The organism is Thalassospira australica (assembly GCF_044790785.1).
In the GTDB taxonomy this organism is placed as follows: Bacteria; Pseudomonadota; Alphaproteobacteria; order Rhodospirillales; family Thalassospiraceae; genus Thalassospira; species Thalassospira australica_A.
This window is the reverse complement of record NZ_CP085258.1, coordinates 1,996,480-2,017,209: the sequence shown is the minus strand read 5'-3', so window position 1 is coordinate 2,017,209 and position 20,730 is coordinate 1,996,480. Positions and strand designations below refer to the sequence as shown.

At 52.9% G+C, this 20,730-nt stretch carries 20 protein-coding genes and 1 riboswitch; of the genes, 2 read left to right on the top strand and 18 right to left on the bottom strand.

Annotated features, from left to right (window positions below; genetic code table 11):
* The 9 genes from tatB to argS all read right to left on the bottom strand — a co-directional run bounded on the left by tatB (position 1) and on the right by argS (position 8,045).
* On the bottom strand, positions 1 to 393 hold the full coding sequence (gene tatB / locus LG297_RS09665; RefSeq protein ID WP_404426698.1) for a Sec-independent protein translocase protein TatB: 393 nt from the start codon (positions 391 to 393) through the stop codon (positions 1 to 3).
* A 35-nt stretch (positions 394 to 428) separates the two neighbouring features.
* The gene (gene tatA, locus LG297_RS09660; protein WP_007089633.1) at positions 429 to 659 is read right to left on the bottom strand and encodes a twin-arginine translocase TatA/TatE family subunit; all 231 of its coding nucleotides are present in this window, start codon (positions 657 to 659) and stop codon (positions 429 to 431) included.
* A gap of 166 nt (positions 660 to 825) precedes the next feature.
* Positions 826 to 1,869 carry an ABC transporter ATP-binding protein gene (locus LG297_RS09655; protein WP_404426697.1) on the bottom strand — a complete coding sequence of 348 codons (1,044 nt, stop codon included), beginning with the start codon at positions 1,867 to 1,869 and terminating at the stop codon, positions 826 to 828.
* 135 nt (positions 1,870 to 2,004) lie between these two features.
* Positions 2,005 to 2,775 (bottom strand): SMC-Scp complex subunit ScpB, encoded by a 771-nt coding sequence (gene scpB, locus LG297_RS09650; protein ID WP_404426696.1) that lies wholly within the window; start codon positions 2,773 to 2,775, stop codon positions 2,005 to 2,007.
* Entirely contained in the window at positions 2,765 to 3,673 is a 909-nt protein-coding gene (locus LG297_RS09645; protein WP_404426695.1) for a segregation and condensation protein A, read from the bottom strand. Before LG297_RS09645 ends, scpB begins: the two co-directional genes overlap by 11 nt.
* 23 nt (positions 3,674 to 3,696) lie before the next feature.
* Complete coding sequence (locus LG297_RS09640) at positions 3,697 to 4,383, bottom strand: site-2 protease family protein (RefSeq protein ID WP_404426694.1); 687 nt, start codon at positions 4,381 to 4,383, stop codon at positions 3,697 to 3,699.
* Between the two features lie 20 nt (positions 4,384 to 4,403).
* Entirely contained in the window at positions 4,404 to 5,465 is a 1,062-nt protein-coding gene (nagZ, locus tag LG297_RS09635; protein ID WP_404426693.1) for a beta-N-acetylhexosaminidase, read from the bottom strand.
* Positions 5,452 to 6,288 (bottom strand): SPOR domain-containing protein, encoded by an 837-nt coding sequence (locus LG297_RS09630; RefSeq protein WP_404426692.1) that lies wholly within the window; start codon positions 6,286 to 6,288, stop codon positions 5,452 to 5,454. Before LG297_RS09630 ends, nagZ begins: the two co-directional genes overlap by 14 nt.
* A 5-nt stretch (positions 6,289 to 6,293) precedes the next feature.
* The gene (argS, locus tag LG297_RS09625) at positions 6,294 to 8,045 is read right to left on the bottom strand and encodes an arginine--tRNA ligase (protein ID WP_404426691.1); all 1,752 of its coding nucleotides are present in this window, start codon (positions 8,043 to 8,045) and stop codon (positions 6,294 to 6,296) included.
* Between the two features lie 257 nt (positions 8,046 to 8,302).
* On the opposite strand from argS, the gene erpA reads away from it, so the two are divergent.
* Positions 8,303 to 8,644, top strand: coding sequence for an iron-sulfur cluster insertion protein ErpA (gene erpA / locus LG297_RS09620; protein ID WP_404426690.1), 342 nt, complete (start codon positions 8,303 to 8,305; stop codon positions 8,642 to 8,644).
* A gap of 124 nt (positions 8,645 to 8,768) precedes the next feature.
* Positions 8,769 to 9,548 (top strand): exodeoxyribonuclease III, encoded by a 780-nt coding sequence (gene xth / locus LG297_RS09615; protein ID WP_404426689.1) that lies wholly within the window; start codon positions 8,769 to 8,771, stop codon positions 9,546 to 9,548.
* 243 nt (positions 9,549 to 9,791) lie between these two features.
* On the opposite strand, the gene ribB is transcribed toward xth, so the two are convergent.
* From ribB to LG297_RS09570, 9 genes are all read right to left on the bottom strand, one after another.
* Positions 9,792 to 10,460: a 3,4-dihydroxy-2-butanone-4-phosphate synthase gene (gene ribB, locus LG297_RS09610; RefSeq protein ID WP_404426688.1), complete on the bottom strand. Its 669-nt coding sequence runs from the start codon at positions 10,458 to 10,460 to the stop codon at positions 9,792 to 9,794.
* 119 nt (positions 10,461 to 10,579) lie between these two features.
* Positions 10,580 to 10,729: riboswitch (FMN riboswitch) on the bottom strand.
* 116 nt (positions 10,730 to 10,845) lie between these two features.
* The gene (locus tag LG297_RS09605; protein WP_404426687.1) at positions 10,846 to 12,123 is read right to left on the bottom strand and encodes an EAL domain-containing protein; all 1,278 of its coding nucleotides are present in this window, start codon (positions 12,121 to 12,123) and stop codon (positions 10,846 to 10,848) included.
* Between the two features lie 57 nt (positions 12,124 to 12,180).
* Positions 12,181 to 13,044 carry an aminotransferase class IV gene (locus LG297_RS09600; protein WP_404426686.1) on the bottom strand — a complete coding sequence of 288 codons (864 nt, stop codon included), beginning with the start codon at positions 13,042 to 13,044 and terminating at the stop codon, positions 12,181 to 12,183.
* A complete protein-coding gene (locus LG297_RS09595) occupies positions 13,044 to 13,637 on the bottom strand; it encodes an anthranilate synthase component II (RefSeq protein WP_404426685.1) in 594 nt (197 codons plus the stop codon). Before LG297_RS09595 ends, LG297_RS09600 begins: the two co-directional genes overlap by 1 nt.
* A 103-nt stretch (positions 13,638 to 13,740) precedes the next feature.
* The gene (locus LG297_RS09590) at positions 13,741 to 14,064 is read right to left on the bottom strand and encodes a putative quinol monooxygenase (RefSeq protein WP_404426684.1); all 324 of its coding nucleotides are present in this window, start codon (positions 14,062 to 14,064) and stop codon (positions 13,741 to 13,743) included.
* A gap of 195 nt (positions 14,065 to 14,259) precedes the next feature.
* On the bottom strand, positions 14,260 to 15,657 hold the full coding sequence (pabB, locus tag LG297_RS09585; protein ID WP_404426683.1) for an aminodeoxychorismate synthase component I: 1,398 nt from the start codon (positions 15,655 to 15,657) through the stop codon (positions 14,260 to 14,262).
* Positions 15,658 to 15,842: 185 nt separating this feature from the next.
* On the bottom strand, positions 15,843 to 18,509 hold the full coding sequence (locus LG297_RS09580; protein WP_404426682.1) for a valine--tRNA ligase: 2,667 nt from the start codon (positions 18,507 to 18,509) through the stop codon (positions 15,843 to 15,845).
* Between the two features lie 93 nt (positions 18,510 to 18,602).
* A complete protein-coding gene (locus tag LG297_RS09575; RefSeq protein WP_404426681.1) occupies positions 18,603 to 19,211 on the bottom strand; it encodes a DUF2497 domain-containing protein in 609 nt (202 codons plus the stop codon).
* Between the two features lie 112 nt (positions 19,212 to 19,323).
* The gene (locus LG297_RS09570; RefSeq protein ID WP_404426680.1) at positions 19,324 to 20,676 is read right to left on the bottom strand and encodes a TolC family outer membrane protein; all 1,353 of its coding nucleotides are present in this window, start codon (positions 20,674 to 20,676) and stop codon (positions 19,324 to 19,326) included.
* Positions 20,677 to 20,730: the final 54 nt, after the last annotated feature.

Sequence of the window (20,730 nt, the reverse complement as noted above, 5' to 3'; positions counted from 1 at the left end):
TCACGCCTGGCTCTCCGGATGATCTGTCTTCTTGCCCGCAGCGGCAGGTTTAGCCACTGCAGGTGTATCGGGCTTTGGCACCGTGGTTTTGCTTTCCGATTTGGTATCGGTCTTGGTTTCATCGGGTTTGGTTGCCGTCTTGGGTTCGGCAATCTTGTTGTCGATAAAATCCTTTGTGCTTGAACGCGCATCGTTAACCTGCTTGCGCAGATCGTCAAGCTCGGCCTCACGAATAAGATTATCAATGCCGCCCTGAAATTCGCGCGCCATACCACGCACTTTTTTCCAGTAGCCTGCTAGCTTGTACAGCACATGGGGCAAGTCCTTGGGGCCGACGACAAACAACGCGACGACGGCCACAAGTGCCATTTCGGTCCAGCCGATATCAAACATGGAACACGCCTATCTGAAGGAAACCCGACAGACGATCAGGATTTCACGGAATCCTTGTCTTTGCTTTCGGCAGAAACCGAAGCAGACGTGTTGTTTTCGATGGTTTTGGCCGAAGCAGCACTGTCTTCGTCTTTTTCGTTGATGCCAGCTTTGAAGCTCTTGATCCCTTTGCCCATGTCACCCATGACCTTCGGCAACTTTCCCGCACCAAAGATAATCAGGACAATCGCCAGAATCAGAACGATTTGCCAAACGCCAATACCCATAATTTCTATCTCCAAAGATCCAATCTGCCAACTGGCGAGAATGCACGGATAATGGCAGAAAGCCCCCCACTGTGCAATGCAACGATTGTGAATATAGCGTGCATTGCTACGAACCAATATGTTTGTTTCTTAGTCTCGTCAGACCCGCTTCACACATGAAACCATCCTAATTCACAGGAAACACGAAGGTCATGTCAGGATCAAGTGTTATAGCAACAGAACCTTGATTAACAGACGAGAGTCTACGAGGCACGCGGGCATGAACATGGCCGCCTTTATGCAGTGATAAATGCATCAGGCTGATTTCACCAAGCGAACGAACCGCATCAACACGGGCCAGAACATCGTGACCATTCATTGCCTCGCCAACATGCAATCCTTCAGGCCGGACAAGCACTTCGACCTTGGTACCATCGGTTAATGCATCATGGGACACGTCGCCAAGCGGTGTTGCGATGACACCGTCTTGCACCGTTCCGGCAAAACGGTTTACTTCACCAAAGAAAGACGCAACAAAACGGTTCTGCGGATTGAAATAAAGGTTTTCGGGTGTGCCATCCTGCATTACCTGCCCTTCATTCATCACGATAATCCGATCCGCCATATACATCGCTTCTTCCGGATCATGGGTCACCATGATCGTCGCAATCCCGGCATTTTTCAAAACATGCAGCGTAGTATCGCGAAGCTCGGCCCGGCGCGCGACATCAAGCCCCGAAAACGGCTCGTCCAAAAGCATCACACGCGGTATTGGTGCCAAGGCACGGGCAAGCGCAATACGCTGTTGCTGCCCGCCTGATAATTCATGCGGATAGGCATTGTAATAATCGGCCATGCCAACCTGCAGAAGGGCACGTTCAACCGCTTCCTTGCGTTCCGCATCATTTTGGGATCGCAGACCAAACCCGATATTTTTTGCAACGCTTAGATGGGGAAACAGGGCGTAATCCTGAAACACCATGCCGACACCGCGTTTTTCGGGTTCAAGATATTCCCCGGGCCTAGCAACAAGCTGATCATTGATGGAAACGCTGCCTTGCTGAAGCTTTTCAAGCCCGGCGGCGATGCGTAATGCGGTTGTCTTGCCACATCCCGAAGGCCCCAAAAGGCAAACCAGTTCGCCGGGTGCAACGTCAAAGCTTATCTCTTTGAGAACCTTGATACTGCCGAAATTATGGCTGACATTGGACATTCTCAAGCCGTCTGGCATCAAATCTCTCTTTAATTCTTTTGCCGGGAACCGTGCAAATAAGTTGCAAAATCTTTCCCAGATTTAATCCTACCGAACAGCGCATGCAAGAAGCTGGATCAAAGAAGATTGATAAAAGATGGCCAAAGAGCCTCTTTAACGGTTCTCTGCGTCGTATTCTTCTTCCAGATTGGGATTGTCGCTATAAATGGTTTCGTCCAGATCGGCGAGATTGCGGGTCGTAAGGGCTTCCTCGATAACGGCATCGGTGACCTCGCCGTCATCGACCAGATCGGGCAAGGCCTCATCGTCGGAGTTGGCACCATACCGGCCCATGCCCGGACGGCTGTCAAGCAACCCGGCCGCTTTCAAATCGGCAAGCCCCGGCAGGTCGTCGCGATGCTCCAAGCCGAAATGATCTAGAAAATCATCGGTTGTGGCCCACAGAACCGGACGTCCCGGTACACGTTTGCGACCGCGCGGACGTATCCATTTCGCTTCCAGCAGAATATCAAGCGTCCCTTTGGACAGGGCCACTCCACGGATTTCTTCGATCTCGGAACGCGTAACCGGCTCGTGATAGGCAATGATCGCCAGCGTTTCTAGTGTCGCACGCGTCATTTTCTTGGCTTTTTCGACCTCGATATGAAGATCACCCGCAAGGTCGACAGCAGTTCGAAATGCCCATTTTTCACCAACACGGTTCAAATTTATCCCGCGTTCAGAATAATTTGCCTGTAATTCCTTAAGGAGAACGGCAACATCGGCTCCGTCTGGCAGGCGGGCGGCAAGTACCCGTTCGCTGACCGGTTCGGCAGATGCAAACAATACGGCCTCAACAATGCGAAGATGCTGAAAATCGATCTGCGGTGCGTGTTCAATGCCGTCGATTTCAAATTGCGGATCGGTCACTGTATCAATCGCCATTGCTCTCTGTCCCTGCCCCGGGTTTGGTTCCGAATGTGTCCATATCACTGTAATCCCCGGATGTGATAGCCAGTTCGGGATCGCGTCTTTTTTGCGGTGATCTCAACATGATCGGTCCAAACACCTGTTCCTGCGAGATTTCCAGCTCGCCATCGCGGCACATTTCAAGGCTGGCGACAAAATGTGCAGCCAGTGCTGACCGTGCTTTTAACGGCGTGCCAAGACCGTGCGGCATGAACTCCAAAAGTTTCGTCCAGGTCGGCACAACGCGCCGCCCGAAAAGATCGCGCAAACGCCGGATCGCATCATCCATGGCATAAAGATCGAATGCTTCGATCTCAAGCGTCTTGGACTCTGATGTCAGCATAATCTGTGCGTAGGCTTTCAACAGGTCATAAAGCGATGCATCGTAAACCGATGCCGTCGTAACCCGGACTTCTTCAGGATCTCCTCGACCAAAGAAATCCCGTCCCAGGTTGGGCCGTTCCAGCAATTTTTCACCGGCGGCTTTCATGGCCTGCAGCCGTTTCAGCTGGAACGCCAGAAGTTCCGCCATTTCCTCGGCGCTAAGTTCTTCCTCGTCGCTGTCTTGCTTGGGCAGCAGTAACCGCGACTTCAGATAGGCGAGCCACGCTGCCATCACCAGATAATCGGCCGCCAGTTCCAGTCGCAATTCACGCGCGGTATTAATGAAAGTCAGATACTGCTCGGCAAGTTCCAGGATCGAAATCCTGATAATGTCGACTTTCTGGTCGCGTGCCAGCTCCAGCAAAAGGTCAAGCGGACCTTCAAAGCCGTCCAGATCCAGCATCAGGCGTTCGGCAAGGCTCGGCCCGTCATCAACGGGGGCCTTGTCAAATACCTCGTCCGGAATATCGAGTTCGAACTGTTTGGCCATAATTCCCCCGGACCGTCCGCCAATTATCGGGCGAAAATACCGGCCAGAAAATCAACAAGTGCCGATGCTGGCTCAATCACCAGCCAATGGAATATCGGCAAATTAACGCCAAGAAGCCCTGTGACATAAGGCAATAGGAAAATCAGCGCAATCAACAGGATCATGCCGGTTTTTTCCATGCGCGCCAAGACCCGCGCTATGGGCATCGGTGAGATGGCAGTCAATACCCGCCCGCCATCCAGTGGCGGTATCGGCAGCATATTAAACACTGCCAGAATACAGTTCAGCCAGATTGACTGCTGTAACGTGGTTGCGAGCCAGTCATTGACCGCCGGTGAAAGCGACGGCAAGCCGACCAGCAACAGGATTGATACAATCGCCAACGCGACATTGGTTGCGGGGCCTGCAACCGCGACCCCGATCACGCCAAGGCGCTGAGGATGCAAACGATGAAACGCGACTGGAACCGGTTTGGCATAACCAAACAGGAACGGCGCACCGGTCAGCAACAGCAAACCGGGAATCAGAACCGTACCGACCGGATCAATATGACGGATTGGATTAAGGCTCAGCCGCCCGGCGCGCTGAGCAGTATCATCGCCAAACAGTTTGGCGGCAAATCCGTGTGCCGCCTCATGCAACGTCACTGCCATCAATACCGGCAAAACCCACGTGGATGCGGAAATGATAATGTCGATAATGCCATTCACGTATTCTGTTTCCCTTGCGCTTATTCTTCTGCCGACCAGACCGGTGACAGCAATTCGTCCAGTCGGACCTTCCAGTCGGCAATTTGCGCCGGGGATGGCTGTACAATATTGAAACCGGCGATCTGGTTGCTCAGCAACTGCGAACGTGTCAGGGCTTCACCGGCAAGTTTCGGTGCCATTGAAACGACTTCTTCCATTTCTGTGCGTTTGCCATTGCAATGAAGGGCAATATCGCAACCCGCAGCAAGGCATTCGTGGGTCCGGCTGGCAATCGATCCTCCAAGTGCTTCCATCGACAGATCATCACTGATTAAAAGATTCTCAAAGCCGATATCGCCGCGCACGATTTCGGAAATCACCTTGGCCGAAACCGTTCCCGGACGCTGATCGTCAATGGCGGTAAACAGCAAATGGGCCGACATCGCAGCAACCACATCCTTCATCTGGCGGAACGGCTCGAAATCAAGTCGGCTCAGTTCTTCGCATGACGCGGTAACGACCGGCAAATCCTTGTGGCTGTCTACCGACGCGCGACCATGGCCAGGAATATGCTTGATGACCGGCACGATACCGCCATCCAGCAACCCTGCCGCAACTGCACTTGCCAGCGTCACAATCTGTTCAACCTTGGCCCCATAGGAACGATCACCGACCACATCGCTCATACCCGGAAACCGGATATCGAGAACCGGTGCGCAGGTAATATTAAACCCGGCATCGCGCAAATCGGCCGCCATCAGCCGCGCATTGATATAGGAGGCTTCGCGGGCATCTTCCGGTGCCGTTTCAAACAATTGGCCAAATACACCGGCTGCGGGAACTTTACGCCAGTGCGGCGGTTTCAGACGCATAACGCGCCCACCTTCCTGATCGACGAAAATCGGCACATTGATATTGCCGACAACCTCACGCAGTTGATTGTTCAGCGCCTTGACCTGCTTCTGATCCGTGACATTGCGGGCAAACAGGATAAAGCCATAAGGATCGGCTTCGCGGAAAAAGCCCTTCTCCCAGTTGCTCAGTTCTGTACCTTCAACACCAAGAATACAGGCACGCGGTTTTCTTACCTCAAGGCCGGACAATCAGGCACCCCACATTGCGTTGTTTCAAATTGCCACAAAGCGTTTCAGCCGCAGCAGCATCTGACAGCGGACCAGCCTGGAGGCGGTAAAAAACGCCTTTATCGCCAAGATCAGTACGCTTCACAAACATCTGAAGATTACCCAGCAAATCGTTGTTTTTTGAAGATAATCTTTTCCATTCCGCTTCGGCACCAGATGCATCTCGAACCGATGCCAATTGAATACGGAAATCCTGCTCCGACATGTTGCCGGTGCCAGCCATGACCTGCGTTGCGGACGATGAGGTCTGCTCCTTGGTGTTGGCGGCTGCGATTGCCTTTTCGGCATCACTGGGTGCAGGTGCAGCTACCACTTCTGCCGGTTTTGAAGTAGCCGCTTCACCGGGTGGTGCACCAGCAACTTCTGCCTCGGGAGTCTGTTCGATCAGGCCGGTTTCCGCAGCGCTATCGGGCGACGGCATGATATCAGGTGCCTTTGGCATATCGGGCAGTTCCTGAAGAACCACCTGATCCGCGGGCTGGGTATCATCAAGCTGTTCGTAAATTGTCGTGTCGCGATGCGGAACTTCCATCCCGCCGGGATCATCCGGACGCAGCTTGATCGGCAACGGGTCCGGCAGAAGAATCGGCAACTTGCCCTCTTCCTGTGATGGCTGACCCTGATTGTAAAACCAGTATCCTGCACCACCAAGTCCGCCGCCAACGATCACAAGACCAAGAACAACGGTTCCCACCCCTTTCACCCAGCCGCCACCCGAGGCTTTCTTACCAGCCCCCCGGTGGCGTTGCTCTGCGCGAAGGCCGAAACCCTGTTCTTCATTCATCGTGACTACATCTCCTCGACCGGGGCGACACCCAGCACATCAAGACCAGACGCAATAACCAGGGCAGCGGCACGGATCATGGCAAGACGCGCCTGCGTTACCGGCAGATCATCTGCAACGATAAAGCGTAGTGCCGTATTATCGCGTCCTTTGTTCCACAATGCGTGGAATTCAGCGGCAAGTTCGGACAGGAAGAAGGCAATACGATGCGGCTCGTGTGCAACCGCAGCCTGTTCTACAATACGGGGCCATTCCGCCATGCGACGCACCAGCATTTTTTCATCTTCCGACGTCAATGCCCCAAGGTCGGCACCAACCAATGCCGCATCCGAGAAATCCTGACTCGGGAAGGCTTCACGCGCCTGACGGAACACCGAATTGACCCGGGCATGGGCGTATTGAACGTAAAATACCGGGTTGTCCTTGGACTGCTCGGTCACCTTGGCAAAGTCGAAATCAAGCGTCGCATCATTCTTGCGCGTCAACATGATGAAGCGCACGACATCCTTGCCGACACGTTCGACTACATCGCGCAGCGTGACGAACGTTCCCGCACGTTTCGACATTTTGACCGGCTCGCCATTGTCATACAGGCTGACCAACTGGCACAGTTTGACATCAAGGTCGCCCTCGCCGCCGGTGATTGCCTTCGTCGCAGCTTTCATACGTTTGACGTAACCACCATGATCGGCACCGAAAATGTCGATCATGTGATTGAAACCACGTTCGTATTTGTCGAAGTGGTAGGCAATGTCAGACGCGAAATAAGTCCAGCTGCCATCCGACTTTTTCAATGGACGGTCGACATCGTCCCCAAATTCGGTTGCCCGGAACAGGGTCTGCGGACGCGGCTCCCAATCATCGGGCGTTTTGCCTTTTGGCGGTTCCAGAACGCCGACATAAATGTCGCCCTTCTTCTCCAGATGCTCGAACGCCGCCTGTACCTTGCCGGCGGCCACCAACCCCGCTTCGGATGTAAAAACATCGTGGTCAACGCCCAACAGACGCAAGTCTTCCTTGATCAGTTCCATCATTTCGATGATCGCAAAGCCGCGGAATTCTTCGAGCCATTCTTCGTCAGGCGCATTGACCCATTTATCACCATCACGCTTTGCCAGCTTCTTCCCCGGTGCCACCAGATAATCGCCGGGATACAGGCCGACCGGGATTTCATCGATGGTTTCGCCAAGCGCCTCGCGGTAACGCAGATGCAGGGAACGCGCCAGCACATCAACCTGCGCACCGGCATCGTTGATATAATACTCCTTGGTCACATCATAACCGGCCTTCGCCAGCAGATTTGCCAGAACATCACCGACAACCGCCCCGCGACAATGGCCGACATGCATTGGGCCAGTCGGGTTGGCCGACACATATTCGACATTCATCTTGGTGTTTGCGCCAAGGTTGCTGTTGCCATACGTCTTGCCGTTTTCAAGCACTTCGGTGATCTGCGACAACCAGAAATCATCGGCCATGCGCAGATTGATGAAACCGGGACCCGCAATTTCGACCTGTTCGATATGGTCAAGTGTACCAAGCTTTTCAGCCAGTTTTTCAGCCAGATCACGCGGTTTCATCCCCGCAGCCTTGGAAAGCAGCATCGCAGCATTGGTCGCGGCATCGCCATGCGCGGCATCGCGCGGCGGTTCGACCGTGATACGTGCTGTATCGCTGCCAGCGGGCAGAACGCCGTCTTTTTCAAGGGCGAGAATCTGGTTCTCGATGTCGCTTTTCAACAGGCTGAAAACATTCATCACTTTTGGTCTTTGCAAATTTCGTTCATGGTCCATCACGACCATTTTGATGAGGCTGTTTTGGGACATTTCGCATCAAAACGCAAGCAACCGCTTGGTTGCCCTGCTCTCAGGTTTTGACATTTCTGCCATGCGCGCTAAATAGAGCCTTAAGGAACACGATCAGGCTGTGTTAAAGTTGGCATCATGATCATCAATATACCCTATGGGTTGCCCAAGGATTGAATATCCGGGGATAGTACATCAAGGAGTGTCGAATGACGGAAACTGCCCGGCAAGTCCAGATGACCGAAAGTGCAGCAAAGCGTATTCAGGAACTGATCGCCAGCAACGGCGCATCAGACCAGATGCTGCGCCTTCAGGTATCCGGCGGCGGATGCAGCGGTTTTCAGTATGAATTCTCGCTTGATTCCAACAAGACCGATGAAGACCACATTTTCGAAAATCACGGCGCGAGAATGGTAATTGATGACGTATCGCTCGACCTGCTCGGCGGTGCGGAAATCGATTTTGTCCGCGAACTGGTTGGTGCAGCGTTTCGTGTGAATAATCCAAACGCAACATCATCGTGCGGTTGCGGATCCAGTTTCTCGGTTTGATCCGCATCAGGAAAACGATCTATAAAACGGGGTTCATGTTTCATGGACCCCGTTTTTGTTTGGACATAATGTTGTTATGTCTGCGCATAAAACTGCAAAATTCATCCCGAACATCGAGGTCCCCATGCAAATCGCCACCTGGAACGTCAACTCGATCAAGGCCCGTCTGCCCAATATCCTTGAATGGCTTGGCGACGCAAAGCCCGATGTTGTCCTGCTTCAGGAAACCAAAACTGTCGATGACGGCTTCCCGACCATGGAAATCGAGGATCTTGGCTATAACATCGCCCTGCACGGCCAGAAGACCTATAATGGGGTGGCGATCCTGTCAAAATTCCCGATTGAAGATGTAGAACGCGGCCTGCCGGGCAATGACAACGACGAACAGGCCCGCTATATCGAAGCCACTATATCGGGAAATCGTCCGATTCGTGTGGCATCGATCTACGTCCCGATGGGAAGCGAGGTCGGATCGGAGAAATTCGAATATAAGCTGAGCTTCCTGGATCGCCTGATCAAGCGTTTCGAGAAAATCCGTGAAAGTGGCGACGCCGCCGTTATGGGCGGTGATTACAATATTGCGCCGGATGACTCGGATGTTTACGACCCGATCAAACTGCACGAAACCGTTCTATGTTCGACCGTGGAACGCAAAAAACTGCGCACCATGATGAATATGGGCTACACCGACGCATTTCGGACCTTCAATCCGCAGGGCCACCAATATAGCTGGTGGGATTACCGTGCGGGTGCGTGGAACAAGGATAACGGGCTTCGGATTGATCACTTGCTGCTAACCCCGGCAGCTGCCGACCGGCTCAGCGCATCGGATATTGATCGCGCCCCGCGCGCCAAGGAAAAGGCGTCGGACCACACCCCGGTCTGGTGCATGATCGACGACTGATCAAGGATCGCTCGCGGCCCGGCAGGACAAAGTCACCAAATGCAAAAGGCAGCAGAGTTTTTCTGCTGCCTTTTTAACTTGGGCAAAGCATGAAGCAAGCCTTGCCAAGTGCGCGACTTCACGGGAACTGGAACGGAGAATCGGCACCTGCTGCGCAACTTTGTCGGGCTACTCGGTCGCCAACGGCCCAAGAAGCGCAAAGTCAGATTGAACTTCACCCCAGACGGTCCCTGTGCGACATATCTATTCCGCAGCACGCTGTAAAACGCCGCGATAGGCAACGATATCTTCGATGCTGATCACGACAATGTCGTGCTGCTGTGCATAGGCAATCAGTTCCGGTAAACGCGCCATGGTGCCGTCCGGATTGGTGACTTCGCACAGAACACCTGCCGGTTTAAAGCCCGCCAGACGCATCAGATCAACCGTTCCTTCGGTATGACCGCGACGTTCCAGGACACCACCGGCACGCGCACGTAGCGGGAAGACATGCCCCGGACGGGCAAGATCATCCGGCCTTGCTCCATCGGCTATTGCGGTTTTGACCGTGGTAACGCGATCAGCAGCGGAAACACCGGTGGTCACACCAACCTTTGCCTCGATGGAAACGGTAAAGCCGGTCCCCATGCTTGACGTGTTGTTGGCAACCATCGGCGGAAGATCAAGTGCCGTTGCCATTTCATCGGTCAGGCACAGGCAGACAATGCCGCTGCAATCGCGGATCAGCATCGCCATCTGTTCATTGGTCAGATTTTCTGCGGAAAAAATAAGATCGCCCTCGTTTTCGCGATCTTCATCATCGACGACCAGAACCCCCTTGCCATTGCGCAAATCCGAAATTGCACGTTCCATACGTGTAATCGGATCGCCAAAGATCGAAAGTTCCGGTTCCTGATGAACACTCTGATTCATAACGGTTCTCCGTTTAAGGAGCTTACGAATCAAGGCACCACAAGAAAGGCCTGAACGCACGACAAAGCCGCACGCCAGTCATAGGCAGACGGCAACAGGTTCCCCCGTTGCCCGTCACGCTTTATCCTCTCCCATCCGGACTGTTACCGTCGGCTCCGGAGTTACACCGGATCTGCTGACCCTACCAAATTGCTTTGGCAGGCGCTCGCGGGCTTTCCTTAATCAGGATTACCGCCGGTCAGGAATTTCACCCTGCCCTGAGAATAAGCGCCGTGTTTCAACGACATGCCTGATCACCCTTGATCAGGCATCGACACTTTAGAAAAATGAAAGATTGTTGTCAAACACCGTGATCCGGAACGCATGGAAACACTGTGTTGCCGTATTAGATTTCAGCTAGGATTTTTCCGGCCTTGAAGTGGAAGTTACAGCCATTCTTGTGCAATTCTCGCGGTGCCCACTGACATACGGCACATTTGCGATCCGAGGATGCGTTGTGGGACTTGCATTCCTTATTCAGATACTTTCCCAGAAGCGCATCGATATAGCTGCCTTGAAAGGCATCAACACCAAGGCTTCGACCCATACGCAATGCGGTGCGGCTGTCACACCGGGTCAGAATCAAATTTCGATCAACAAAGACCGATGCAAATTCACGTAGGCGGTCCGTTGCCTCGGCCCGTTTGGAACCAATGATATTCTGATCCCAGATCACCTTGATGAAATCGACATTGATCTTGCGCGGTGACAGGAATTCAAGCGATGGCAGCGTGATACGGTCAAGCCCGACACGCACACCGGCTGAATGCAGTAGATTGCAGGCATCTTCGAATTCCCACCAATCGGCAATCGCGTTTTCAAGCGATATTTCAATCGCCAGGTTTTCCGCAAATCGGCTGTCTTCAGAACCGAGAAACTCGGTAAAGCGATCACTGAATACCGTCTGAACCATCATGTTCAGATGCAGGGTATCGGGCAGCATCTGCGGTGCCAGACTTTTGGTGACATCCATCACCTTTTCATCAAGTACGCGTGAGAGGATTTCAACCTCTCCCGGTCCTTCCAGAAGAAAACTTGCCAGGTGATGCTGACGCAGATAGTCGAGCGAACAGTAAAGTTCATGACCAAGGATTTCACGGCGACTGTCATGAAATTCAAGAATGGCCTGACGGCGGCAGGAATCGAAAACGGCTTCTTCGTTAATTGCCCCACGCAGCATTTCAGCCATATCAAAGCGATGCAGACTTTCGGTCGTGAAATGGTTTTCTGCAGAAAGGTCCAGCAATGCATACATGGCGCTGCGATCTTCAGGCCAGCGGAATTCATTCCACAGCTTTTCGGGTATATCGCCAAGTCCCTGACGGGCGATGACCTCTTTTAACGTCTCGGTTACGCAGGTGAGGAAAGTGTCGATTTCCCCGAAGGATTTGGCAGATCGAATGAAAGCCACCATCCCGTTTTCGAGACGGTATTCTTGCGTTTTCTCGGGCAAGTGATGAAATGCGTCGCGTGAAATATCCTGATAATCCTGCAACTCGAGACGCAGAGATACGGGAATATCTAGAATGGCAACAAGCGGTCGTTTGCCGTTCGAGGCATGTTTGCGAAGGCTTTCAACGAACCTGGCGAGGCTCAATTCCGATTTTGTTGAAGACGCGGTCATATTCATTCCCGTCCAAAGGCGTGGGAAATGAAGATGCCTTAATGAAGTTAATTTTCGTTAAAATTCTATACCAAGGCATAGTGATTTTTCCAGCATACCCGCCAATTGTACAAGCATGCTATCGGATGCCCGGCCCAGATCGAATGAAACGCCGTCAACCGTCCGGACAAAGCGTATTCCCTGCAATGCGTTACAGATAAACACTACATCCATTGATGCCAAATCTGCAGGATCGATTGATGTCAGATGCACGACGAGATCATTTGCACGACACCAGTCGATCACAAATTGCCGCGCCAGACCGGCGAGAATGCCGCAATCGGAAGCAGGTGTGTAAAACACTCCATCCCGAACGGCGAACAGATTGGCAATTGTGGTTTCGCCCACCGATCCATCGACCGATAGAATAAGTGCCTCGTCCGCGCCATAGGCGGCAACTTCGCGACGGGCCACAATATTATCAAGATAATTCAGACTTTTGATCCGGCTTGCCACTGACCACGGATTTCGCCGGATCGATTTTGACGTGGCAAGGACCAAGCCATTATCAGGCAACGGTTTGGCAAAGGATGCCGCAGTCATCAGGATGGTTGGATTGCAGTCTGTTGGCGGCAACACTGCCCGCGGGCCACTGCCACGGGTAACAGTCAGACGGATCACAGCGTCAGAACCATCAAGATTTTCCCAAAGGCTCGTGACCGCACGTGCAGTTTCGTCAGCATTCGGTAAAAGAACCGGATCAAGCCCAATCATTTCGGCATGGCTGTTAAGCCGTTCCAAATGTCTTGAAAGCCACGCTACTTTGCCATCATGGGCCCGCATGGTTTCAAAAAACCCGTCGCCCAGCAACAGCCCGCGGTCAGATATCGCGATATGCGCATCTGTCCGTTCGATAATTTTTCCGTTAAGCCAGGCTTTCATCAGGATGCTGCCTTGTGCGTAACAACTGCCCCTGCAAGTACGAGAAAGTTTGACAGCAGATCATGCCCCTGTTCGGTCAGGATGGCCTCGGGATGGAACTGAACTCCAAAGATTGGAAGATCACGATGGGCAAAGGCCATGACTTCACCTTCCGGCCCGGTTGCAGTTTCGATCAGCACGTCATCCGTTGGCAAATCAACAATCAAGGAGTGATAGCGCGTGACGGTTAAGGGCGATTTGAGACCATTGAACAGCCCCGCCCCCTCATGCTTAATTGCCGATGTCATGCCATGGACAGGGCGGCTGGCGCGTTTAACGGTGCCACCGAAAGCCTGTGCGATGGATTGATGTCCCAAACAGACACCCAGCATCGGATATTCGCCTGCCAATGCGGTAATCAGGGGCTGACTGTTGCCGGCCTCGTCCGGGCCACACGGACCGGGTGAAAAAACGATGGCATCAGGATTCAGACGACGGACCTCGGCAACGTCGATCCGGTCATTGCGCACGACCTCAACCTGCTGACCTAGCTCGACGAAATAGCGCGCCAGATTGAAAACAAAGGAATCGTAATTGTCGATCAACAGGATCATTTTGATCCAATCCGTCTGTGAAATTGCCCAGGGTATTGTTTAAGCGTGGTGATATTAAAGCACATCGGGATTAATTCTATATATACGCTGCGGGTTATCTGCGTTAGGCAAAAGGAACGAATGGTATACGCTGACGATGAGCTGCCAGAGAAACCAGTTCATCAACAACGTTCAGGAAGTGAGGTGCATTATTATGCGCTTCCCATCCTGCCTCGTCGACATAGAGCTCATAAACAAAGAATGACAAAGGATCAGTTGGCGAACGATATGGCACGAAGAATTTTACCCCCTCTTCCGCCATTGTTGGCTCAATCAGCCCTTGTAGAATTGCTGCCACAGCATCGCCTTTGCCCTCTTTGGCGATGATATTGATAGCAACAGCAAACCCGTTATTCAGATTTGAGGCAATTGAGTCATTGTAAGGCATTTTAGCTTAACTCCTGCCAGTCAGCAGACGAAAGCCTGCATACCAATCCTTGGATGACCGAATTTGTTCTTATTATGTTCCAAAAACATGCACAGCAGCAATCAAATTATAGCCAAGGCCATAATCGTCCTGACAGGCAGGCAAAGCGGCTAAAACCTCTCGCATGCTTGATGATACTGCTTGGCTTCAATGGTTTTACAATGCATCAGGACTGATCCCCAATGCTTCAAATATCTTGGCGGCCTTGACCAGCGTTTCGCCGTATTCCGCTTCCGGAATACTATTAGCAACGATGCCGCCACCGACATTGAATGCCATGCGCCCGCCGTTCGCGCAAATACTGCGGATTGCGATATTGGTATCCATGTCCCCATCAAAACCGATATACCCGATTGCCCCGCAATAAGCCCCGCGGGTCGTCCCTTCAAGTTCGGTAATGATCTCCATAGCGCGGATTTTTGGGGCCCCGGTGATCGAACCGCCCGGGAAACAGGCAGCCAATAAATCCACGGCAGTTTTGCCATCCTGTAATTTCCCGGTCACGGTCGAAACCAGATGATGGACATTCGCATAGCTTTCAAGCATGCAGATCTGCGGCGTTTCGACTGTGTGAGGTTTGCAGACCTTCGACAGATCATTTCGCAAAAGATCAACAATCATAATATTTTCCGCACGATCTTTTGCAGATAGCATTAATTCCTGAGCCAATTCTGCGTCCAAGACGGGGGACATGCCACGGGGGCGTGTTCCCTTGATCGGTCTGGTTTCAACCTGACCGTCGGTAACTTTCAGGAAGCGTTCCGGCGAGTTCGATAGAACCGCCACATCACCAAAATTCAGGAAAGCCGCGAAAGGTGCCGGGCTGGCAAGACTTAGACGGCGATAAAGGTCAAACCGTTTCGGGATGGCATCATGGGCATATTCCGCCCGGAAACTTTGCGACAGATTGGCCTGAAAAATATCCCCGGCATGGATATAATCAACGACGGTCTGAACGGCATCTTCGTACCCGGTGCGATTAAAGTTCGATTGCCATGGCATGATATCGGGAACATGCGGTGCATCGGGTATCTCGCCCATGGGGCGCGCCAGACGCAGGTATTTGCGAATCAATCCCATGCGGTCCGCAGAGCGTTTTTTCCGTGCCTGTACGGATGTTTCGGGAATACCCGTCGAAATAAGCCACATGCGGCGGTCAAGCTGATCGAATGCAATGACAAGGTCATAGATACCAACCGCCATGTCGGGCATGTTGAGCCAGTCTTGCGGGGCTTGGGGAAGCGATTCGAGCTGTTGTGCAAGCTCGTAACCGAAATAACCGACAGCCCCCCCCTGGAACGGTGGCAAATCCGGATCTGCTTCCACGCGATAGCGCGCCATCAGATCGGCAAGAACCGTGAAGGGATCACCGGGAACAGAAAAACCGTCAAGCTTCACCTGCCCGTTCTTGGCCGTCAGTTTATGCAACGGAGATGCAACGACATAAGCAAATCGGTCCCGGTCACCGGAATCAAGAAAATGACTATCTGCGAACCCGGCAAAAGCGCCATAAGCGTCAAGCGGTTCGATATAGGGGCATTCTTCAATCAGCATTTTACGGTTTTGACCTGTGGATAACGTCGCGGCGGATCGTGGCGTGACGGGATGGTCGCCAATTTATGCGATTCTGGCATTCTGGCGAGGATGAATTTCAAAAATCTGTCAAAGATATTGATCCCCGCAACGCAAAAGGGCCAATCCGATGGACTGGCCCTTTGACGTAATGACATCAACCGGAATTACATCGCCGCAATGCGGGCGTGTGCTTCCTGCAATTTGGCAAGAGTATCGCGGGCTTCCTCAAGCTTGGCTTTTTCGATCGCGACAATATGATCAGGTGCGCGGCTCACAAAACTTTCGTTGGAAAGCTTGCCTTCCTGCCCCTTGATATATTTGGTTTTGCCGTCGATTTCCTTTTCAAGGCGGGATTTTTCAGCCGTAACATCAATGAAATCGGCTACCGAAACAAACACCGTCACACCATCAACAACGGTCTGGATTGCCCCTTTGGCGATGATTTCAACATCGCCCTGCTCCTTGAATTCAACCGCTGCCACACGTGCCAAGCGTTTGATCTGGGCTTCCTGTGCACTAACAACGGCCTTCATGGCATCGGATGCATCGACCAGATAGATCGGAACCTCGGCCGCGGGCGGTACGTTCATTTCGGAACGAACGCCACGAATGTTACCGATCAGGCGGATCGCAAAATCAATTTCATCCTCGGCGGCACGGTCAATCAGGGCATCGTCAAATTTGGGATAATCCTGCGACATCAGAAGCGTCGCACGATTGTCGGCCGACTTCTCCCAAAGTTCTTCGGTGATGTAAGGCATGATCGGATGCAGGATCAGAAGAATCTGATCGAGAGCCCATGCGGTCACCGCGCGGATTTCGGCCTTGGCTCCTTCGTCCTGTCCCATCAGAACCGGCTTTGCCAGTTCCAAATACCAGTCGCAGAAAGTTCCCCAAACGAACTGATACGCACCGTTTGCGGCATCATTGAAACGATAGCTTTCGATACCCGATGCAACGGTTTTGGCAGCTTCGGCGGTTTTACCAACAATCCAGCGCGCCAGTGTCGAATTGACATTGGCGGGATTGAAACCATCAACCGGCATGCATTCGTTCATTTCGGCAAAGCGGGCCGCATTCCAAAGCTTGGTCGCAAAGTTCCGGTACCCTTCGACGCGGGATGCGGCAAGCTTGATGTCGCGGCCCTGTGCAGCCAATGCCGTCAGGGTCAAACGCAAAGCATCACAGCCATATTCGTCAATCAGTTCCAGAGGATCAATCACGTTGCCTTTGGATTTTGACATCTTCTGACCGTGTTCATCACGGACCAGTGCGTGGATATAGACATCCTTGAACGGAACTTTACCGTCCATGAAATGCATGCCCATCATGATCATGCGGGCAACCCAGAAGAAGATGATGTCAAAACCGGTAACCAGCACATCGCCCGGATAGTATTTGTTCAGTTCCGGGGTTTTATCCGGCCAGCCAAGGGTCGAGAACGGCCACAGTGCCGACGAGAACCACGTATCAAGAACGTCGGTTTCCTGAGTCAGTTCAACATCCTTGCCGAAATGCGCCTTGGCCGCCGCCAAGGCTTCTTCTTCGGTTTCCTCGACAAAGATTTCACCGTCCGGACCGAACCATGCCGGAATGCGATGGCCCCACCATAGCTGACGTGAAATGCACCATGGCTGGATATTGCGCATCCATTCAAAATAGGTGTTTTCCCAGTTCTTGGGCACAAATTTGATACGACCGTCTTCAACTGCCTCGGTCGCCGGTTTGGCGAGAACTTCGGCATTCACGAACCACTGATCGGTCAGGTAAGGCTCGATCACGACATTTGATCGGTCGCCGTAAGGCACCATGTGAACGGTATCTTCGATCTTTTCGAGAAGACCGAGTTCTTCCATTCTGGCAACGATCAGTTCGCGGGCTTTGAAACGATCAAGTCCGCGATATTCTTCGGGCGCTTCATCATTGATGCGCGCATGATCATCCATGATGTTGATCTTTTCCAGATCATTGCGTTTGCCGACTTCAAAGTCGTTGAAATCATGCGCCGGGGTGATTTTAACCGCCCCCGACCCTTTTTCAGGATCAGCATATTCATCAGCAACGATTCTGATGCGACGGCCAACGATCGGCAGAATGCAATACTGCCCGATCAGGTCCTTGTAACGTTCATCATCCGGATGAACGGCAACACCGGTATCGCCCAGCATGGTTTCAGGCCTCGTGGTCGCAACGGTGATGAACTCGCCTTCCTTGCCCTCGATCGGGTATTTGAAGTGCCAGTAATGGCCTTTGACTTCTTTCTGAACGACTTCAAGATCAGAAATCGCGGTCAGAAGTTTCGGGTCCCAGTTGACCAGACGCTTGTCACGGTAAATCAGTCCCTGTTTGTGCAGGGTAACGAATACCTTGCGCACGGCAGCCGACAGGCCGTCATCCATAGTGAAACGTTCACGCGGCCAATCTGGTGATGCGCCCAGACGGCGAAGCTGATTGGTGATGGTCCCGCCAGACTTTTCTTTCCATTCCCAGACCTTTTCGACGAACTTTTCACGGCCAAGGTCATGGCGCGTGACGTTCTGTTCGCCAAGCTGGCGTTCAACAACCATCTGCGTTGCGATACCAGCGTGGTCTGTACCGGGCTGCCACAAGGTGTCTTTGCCCGACATCCGGTTATAGCGCACTAGGATATCCTGCAGCGTAAAGGTCAGCGCATGCCCCATATGGAGGCTGCCGGTCACGTTGGGCGGCGGCATCATGATGACATAGGGATTGGCATTCGATGCCGGATCGGCGGCAAATGCCCCCGATTTTTCCCATTTATCGTAAAGTCTGCCTTCAACGTCGGCCGGGCTGTATGTCTTCTCCAACATGGTCTTTTTGATCCGCTGCGGGTTTTTAACACAATACACAAAGAAAAAGCGGCGCACCGTTGGCGCGCCGCTGTAAATCATATTTCGGCTCGCCTACAGGTCTTCGGCGCGGTTCACAATCCGCTCGATTTCCTTTTTCACAAGGCGTTCGATCATATAGGGAAGGTTTTCGTCAAGCCATTCCTTAAGCAACGGACGCAACATATCACGTACCAAATCCTCAAGGGTGATGTGTCCGGCATTCAGCCCAAGCGCCACTGCGCGTTTCTTTGCAACAGCTTGTGCCAAATCCGAGATGGTACCGGTTGCCGTGTTTTCGGTAACGCGCGAAATCAGCGGCTCGTCATCTTCGTCATCCTCGTAAACCGCCGGCATTGCCGGTTCGGGTTCCGGTTCGTCGAAGTCATCCATCAAAGCCGGTTCGGGCTCTTCAAACTCGTCTTCTTCCGGGGTTTCATCGAAATCGAGCATATCGTCGAGTTCGAGTTCTTCCTCAGGTTCATCAAGTTCCAGTTCTTCGGGTTCTTCATCGAATTCGAGTTCTTCGGGCTCTTCATCAAGTTCGAGCGCGTCGATTTCTTCCTCGACTTCAGGCTCCGGTTCGGGTTCCGGCATCGGTTCGGATTTGGGAGAGGCCTGTTTCTTCTCGTCATCCCCTTCATCAGCAAGAATCTTGCGGATGGACTGGAGGATGTCCTCCATTGAAGGTTCTTGTTGCCCGTCACTCATTTTTTAACTTCCGCACTAGATTTCGTTACCGAACCGACCCTTCCCCAAGGTCCGACGGAGCCCGAAGGCCCTGTCAGAATTCAGGTCAATCCGTTCCCCACCACTGATCTCTGACTTTGTTATAGTTGGATTCAGTGTCATACACTTCGACCGGCAGGCCGAGAACCTGGGCGCTTAGGGCACCCATCGCGGCTTTGACCTGGAATTCGGCGACCGCCGCATCGCGACGCGATCCGACAAGGTTCACACGTGCTGTCAGCAATTCCTGTTCCTGATCGAGAACGTCAAGAACGGTACGCGAACCAACGGATGCTTCACGCTGGACACCGTCAAGGGCGACTTCGGCCGATGATACCTGAGCCTGCTGTGATTCGATACTGGCGCGGGCCGTAACAAGGGTTTCCCAGGAACTGGTCGCGTTTTCAATCACCGCACGACGTGCTTCATCCACCTGCACTCGGGCCTGACCTGCGGTTTGCTTGGCCGCACGAACCGACGAGTAAACTGCCCCCTGCTGATAGAGAGGCACGGTGACCTGTGCGAGAATTTCCGCACTGTCAGCGGTCAGGTCGTCTTGCGAAGCTTCATAGGCACGCTGAACACCAGCCGTCAGATTGACTTCCGGATAAAGCGACCCTTCACTCAACCGGATGTCGGACTTCGCGGCATCCTCGGTATATTGGGCTTGGACCACGTCAGGATGCTGTTCCTGCGCGATAGCCAGAACATCCGTAACACTGGTCGGCAGACCAGCCAGAGAATTAGGAATTTCAAGGTTTTCCGGTCTATTCCCAACCAGACGCTCATACTGGGCACTGGTGTTAGCAAGATCGCCCTGTGCAGAAATCAGATCGGCCTTCGAACCGGCAAGACGCGCTTCAGCCTGGGATACATCGGTACGGGTCACTTCACCGACCGAAAAACGATCCCGCGTTGCTTCGAGCTGACGTTCGAGAACGCGAACGTTGTTCTGGTTAAGCTCGACAACGGCCGTATCGCGCAAGACGTTGAAATAGGCGGTTGCGACCTGAAGCAGAACATCCTGTTCGGAAGAACGCAGGGCTGCACGTGCCGCGCGGATACGCGATTCCGCACGATCAGTTTCAGCTATGGTACGTCCGCCACGATAAAGCGGCTGGGTGACTTCTGCGCCGACGGTATAGGGCGTCAGGCTGTTATCTTCTTCAGTACCGTCTACATCAGTGTTGTATTCCCGAAAGCCGGCTTCGCCCGAAAGCGAAACATTCGGGCGCCAGTTGGACAGCGCCTGCGAGGCTTCTTCATCTGTAGCACGCAGCGACGCACGACCGGCTTCAAGCGTCGGGTTGCTTTGATATGCCTTGATCAAAGCGTCTTCAAGGCTCTCTGCAGAGGCTCCGTTGGCAACAATGCCGCCGGTGGCCAGAATACTGCAGGTCAGCAAGAACCGTTTTAACATTTATCTACCCTTGTAAGATCCTACACCAAGTCCCGACCCCGGCGCAGTTTCGCA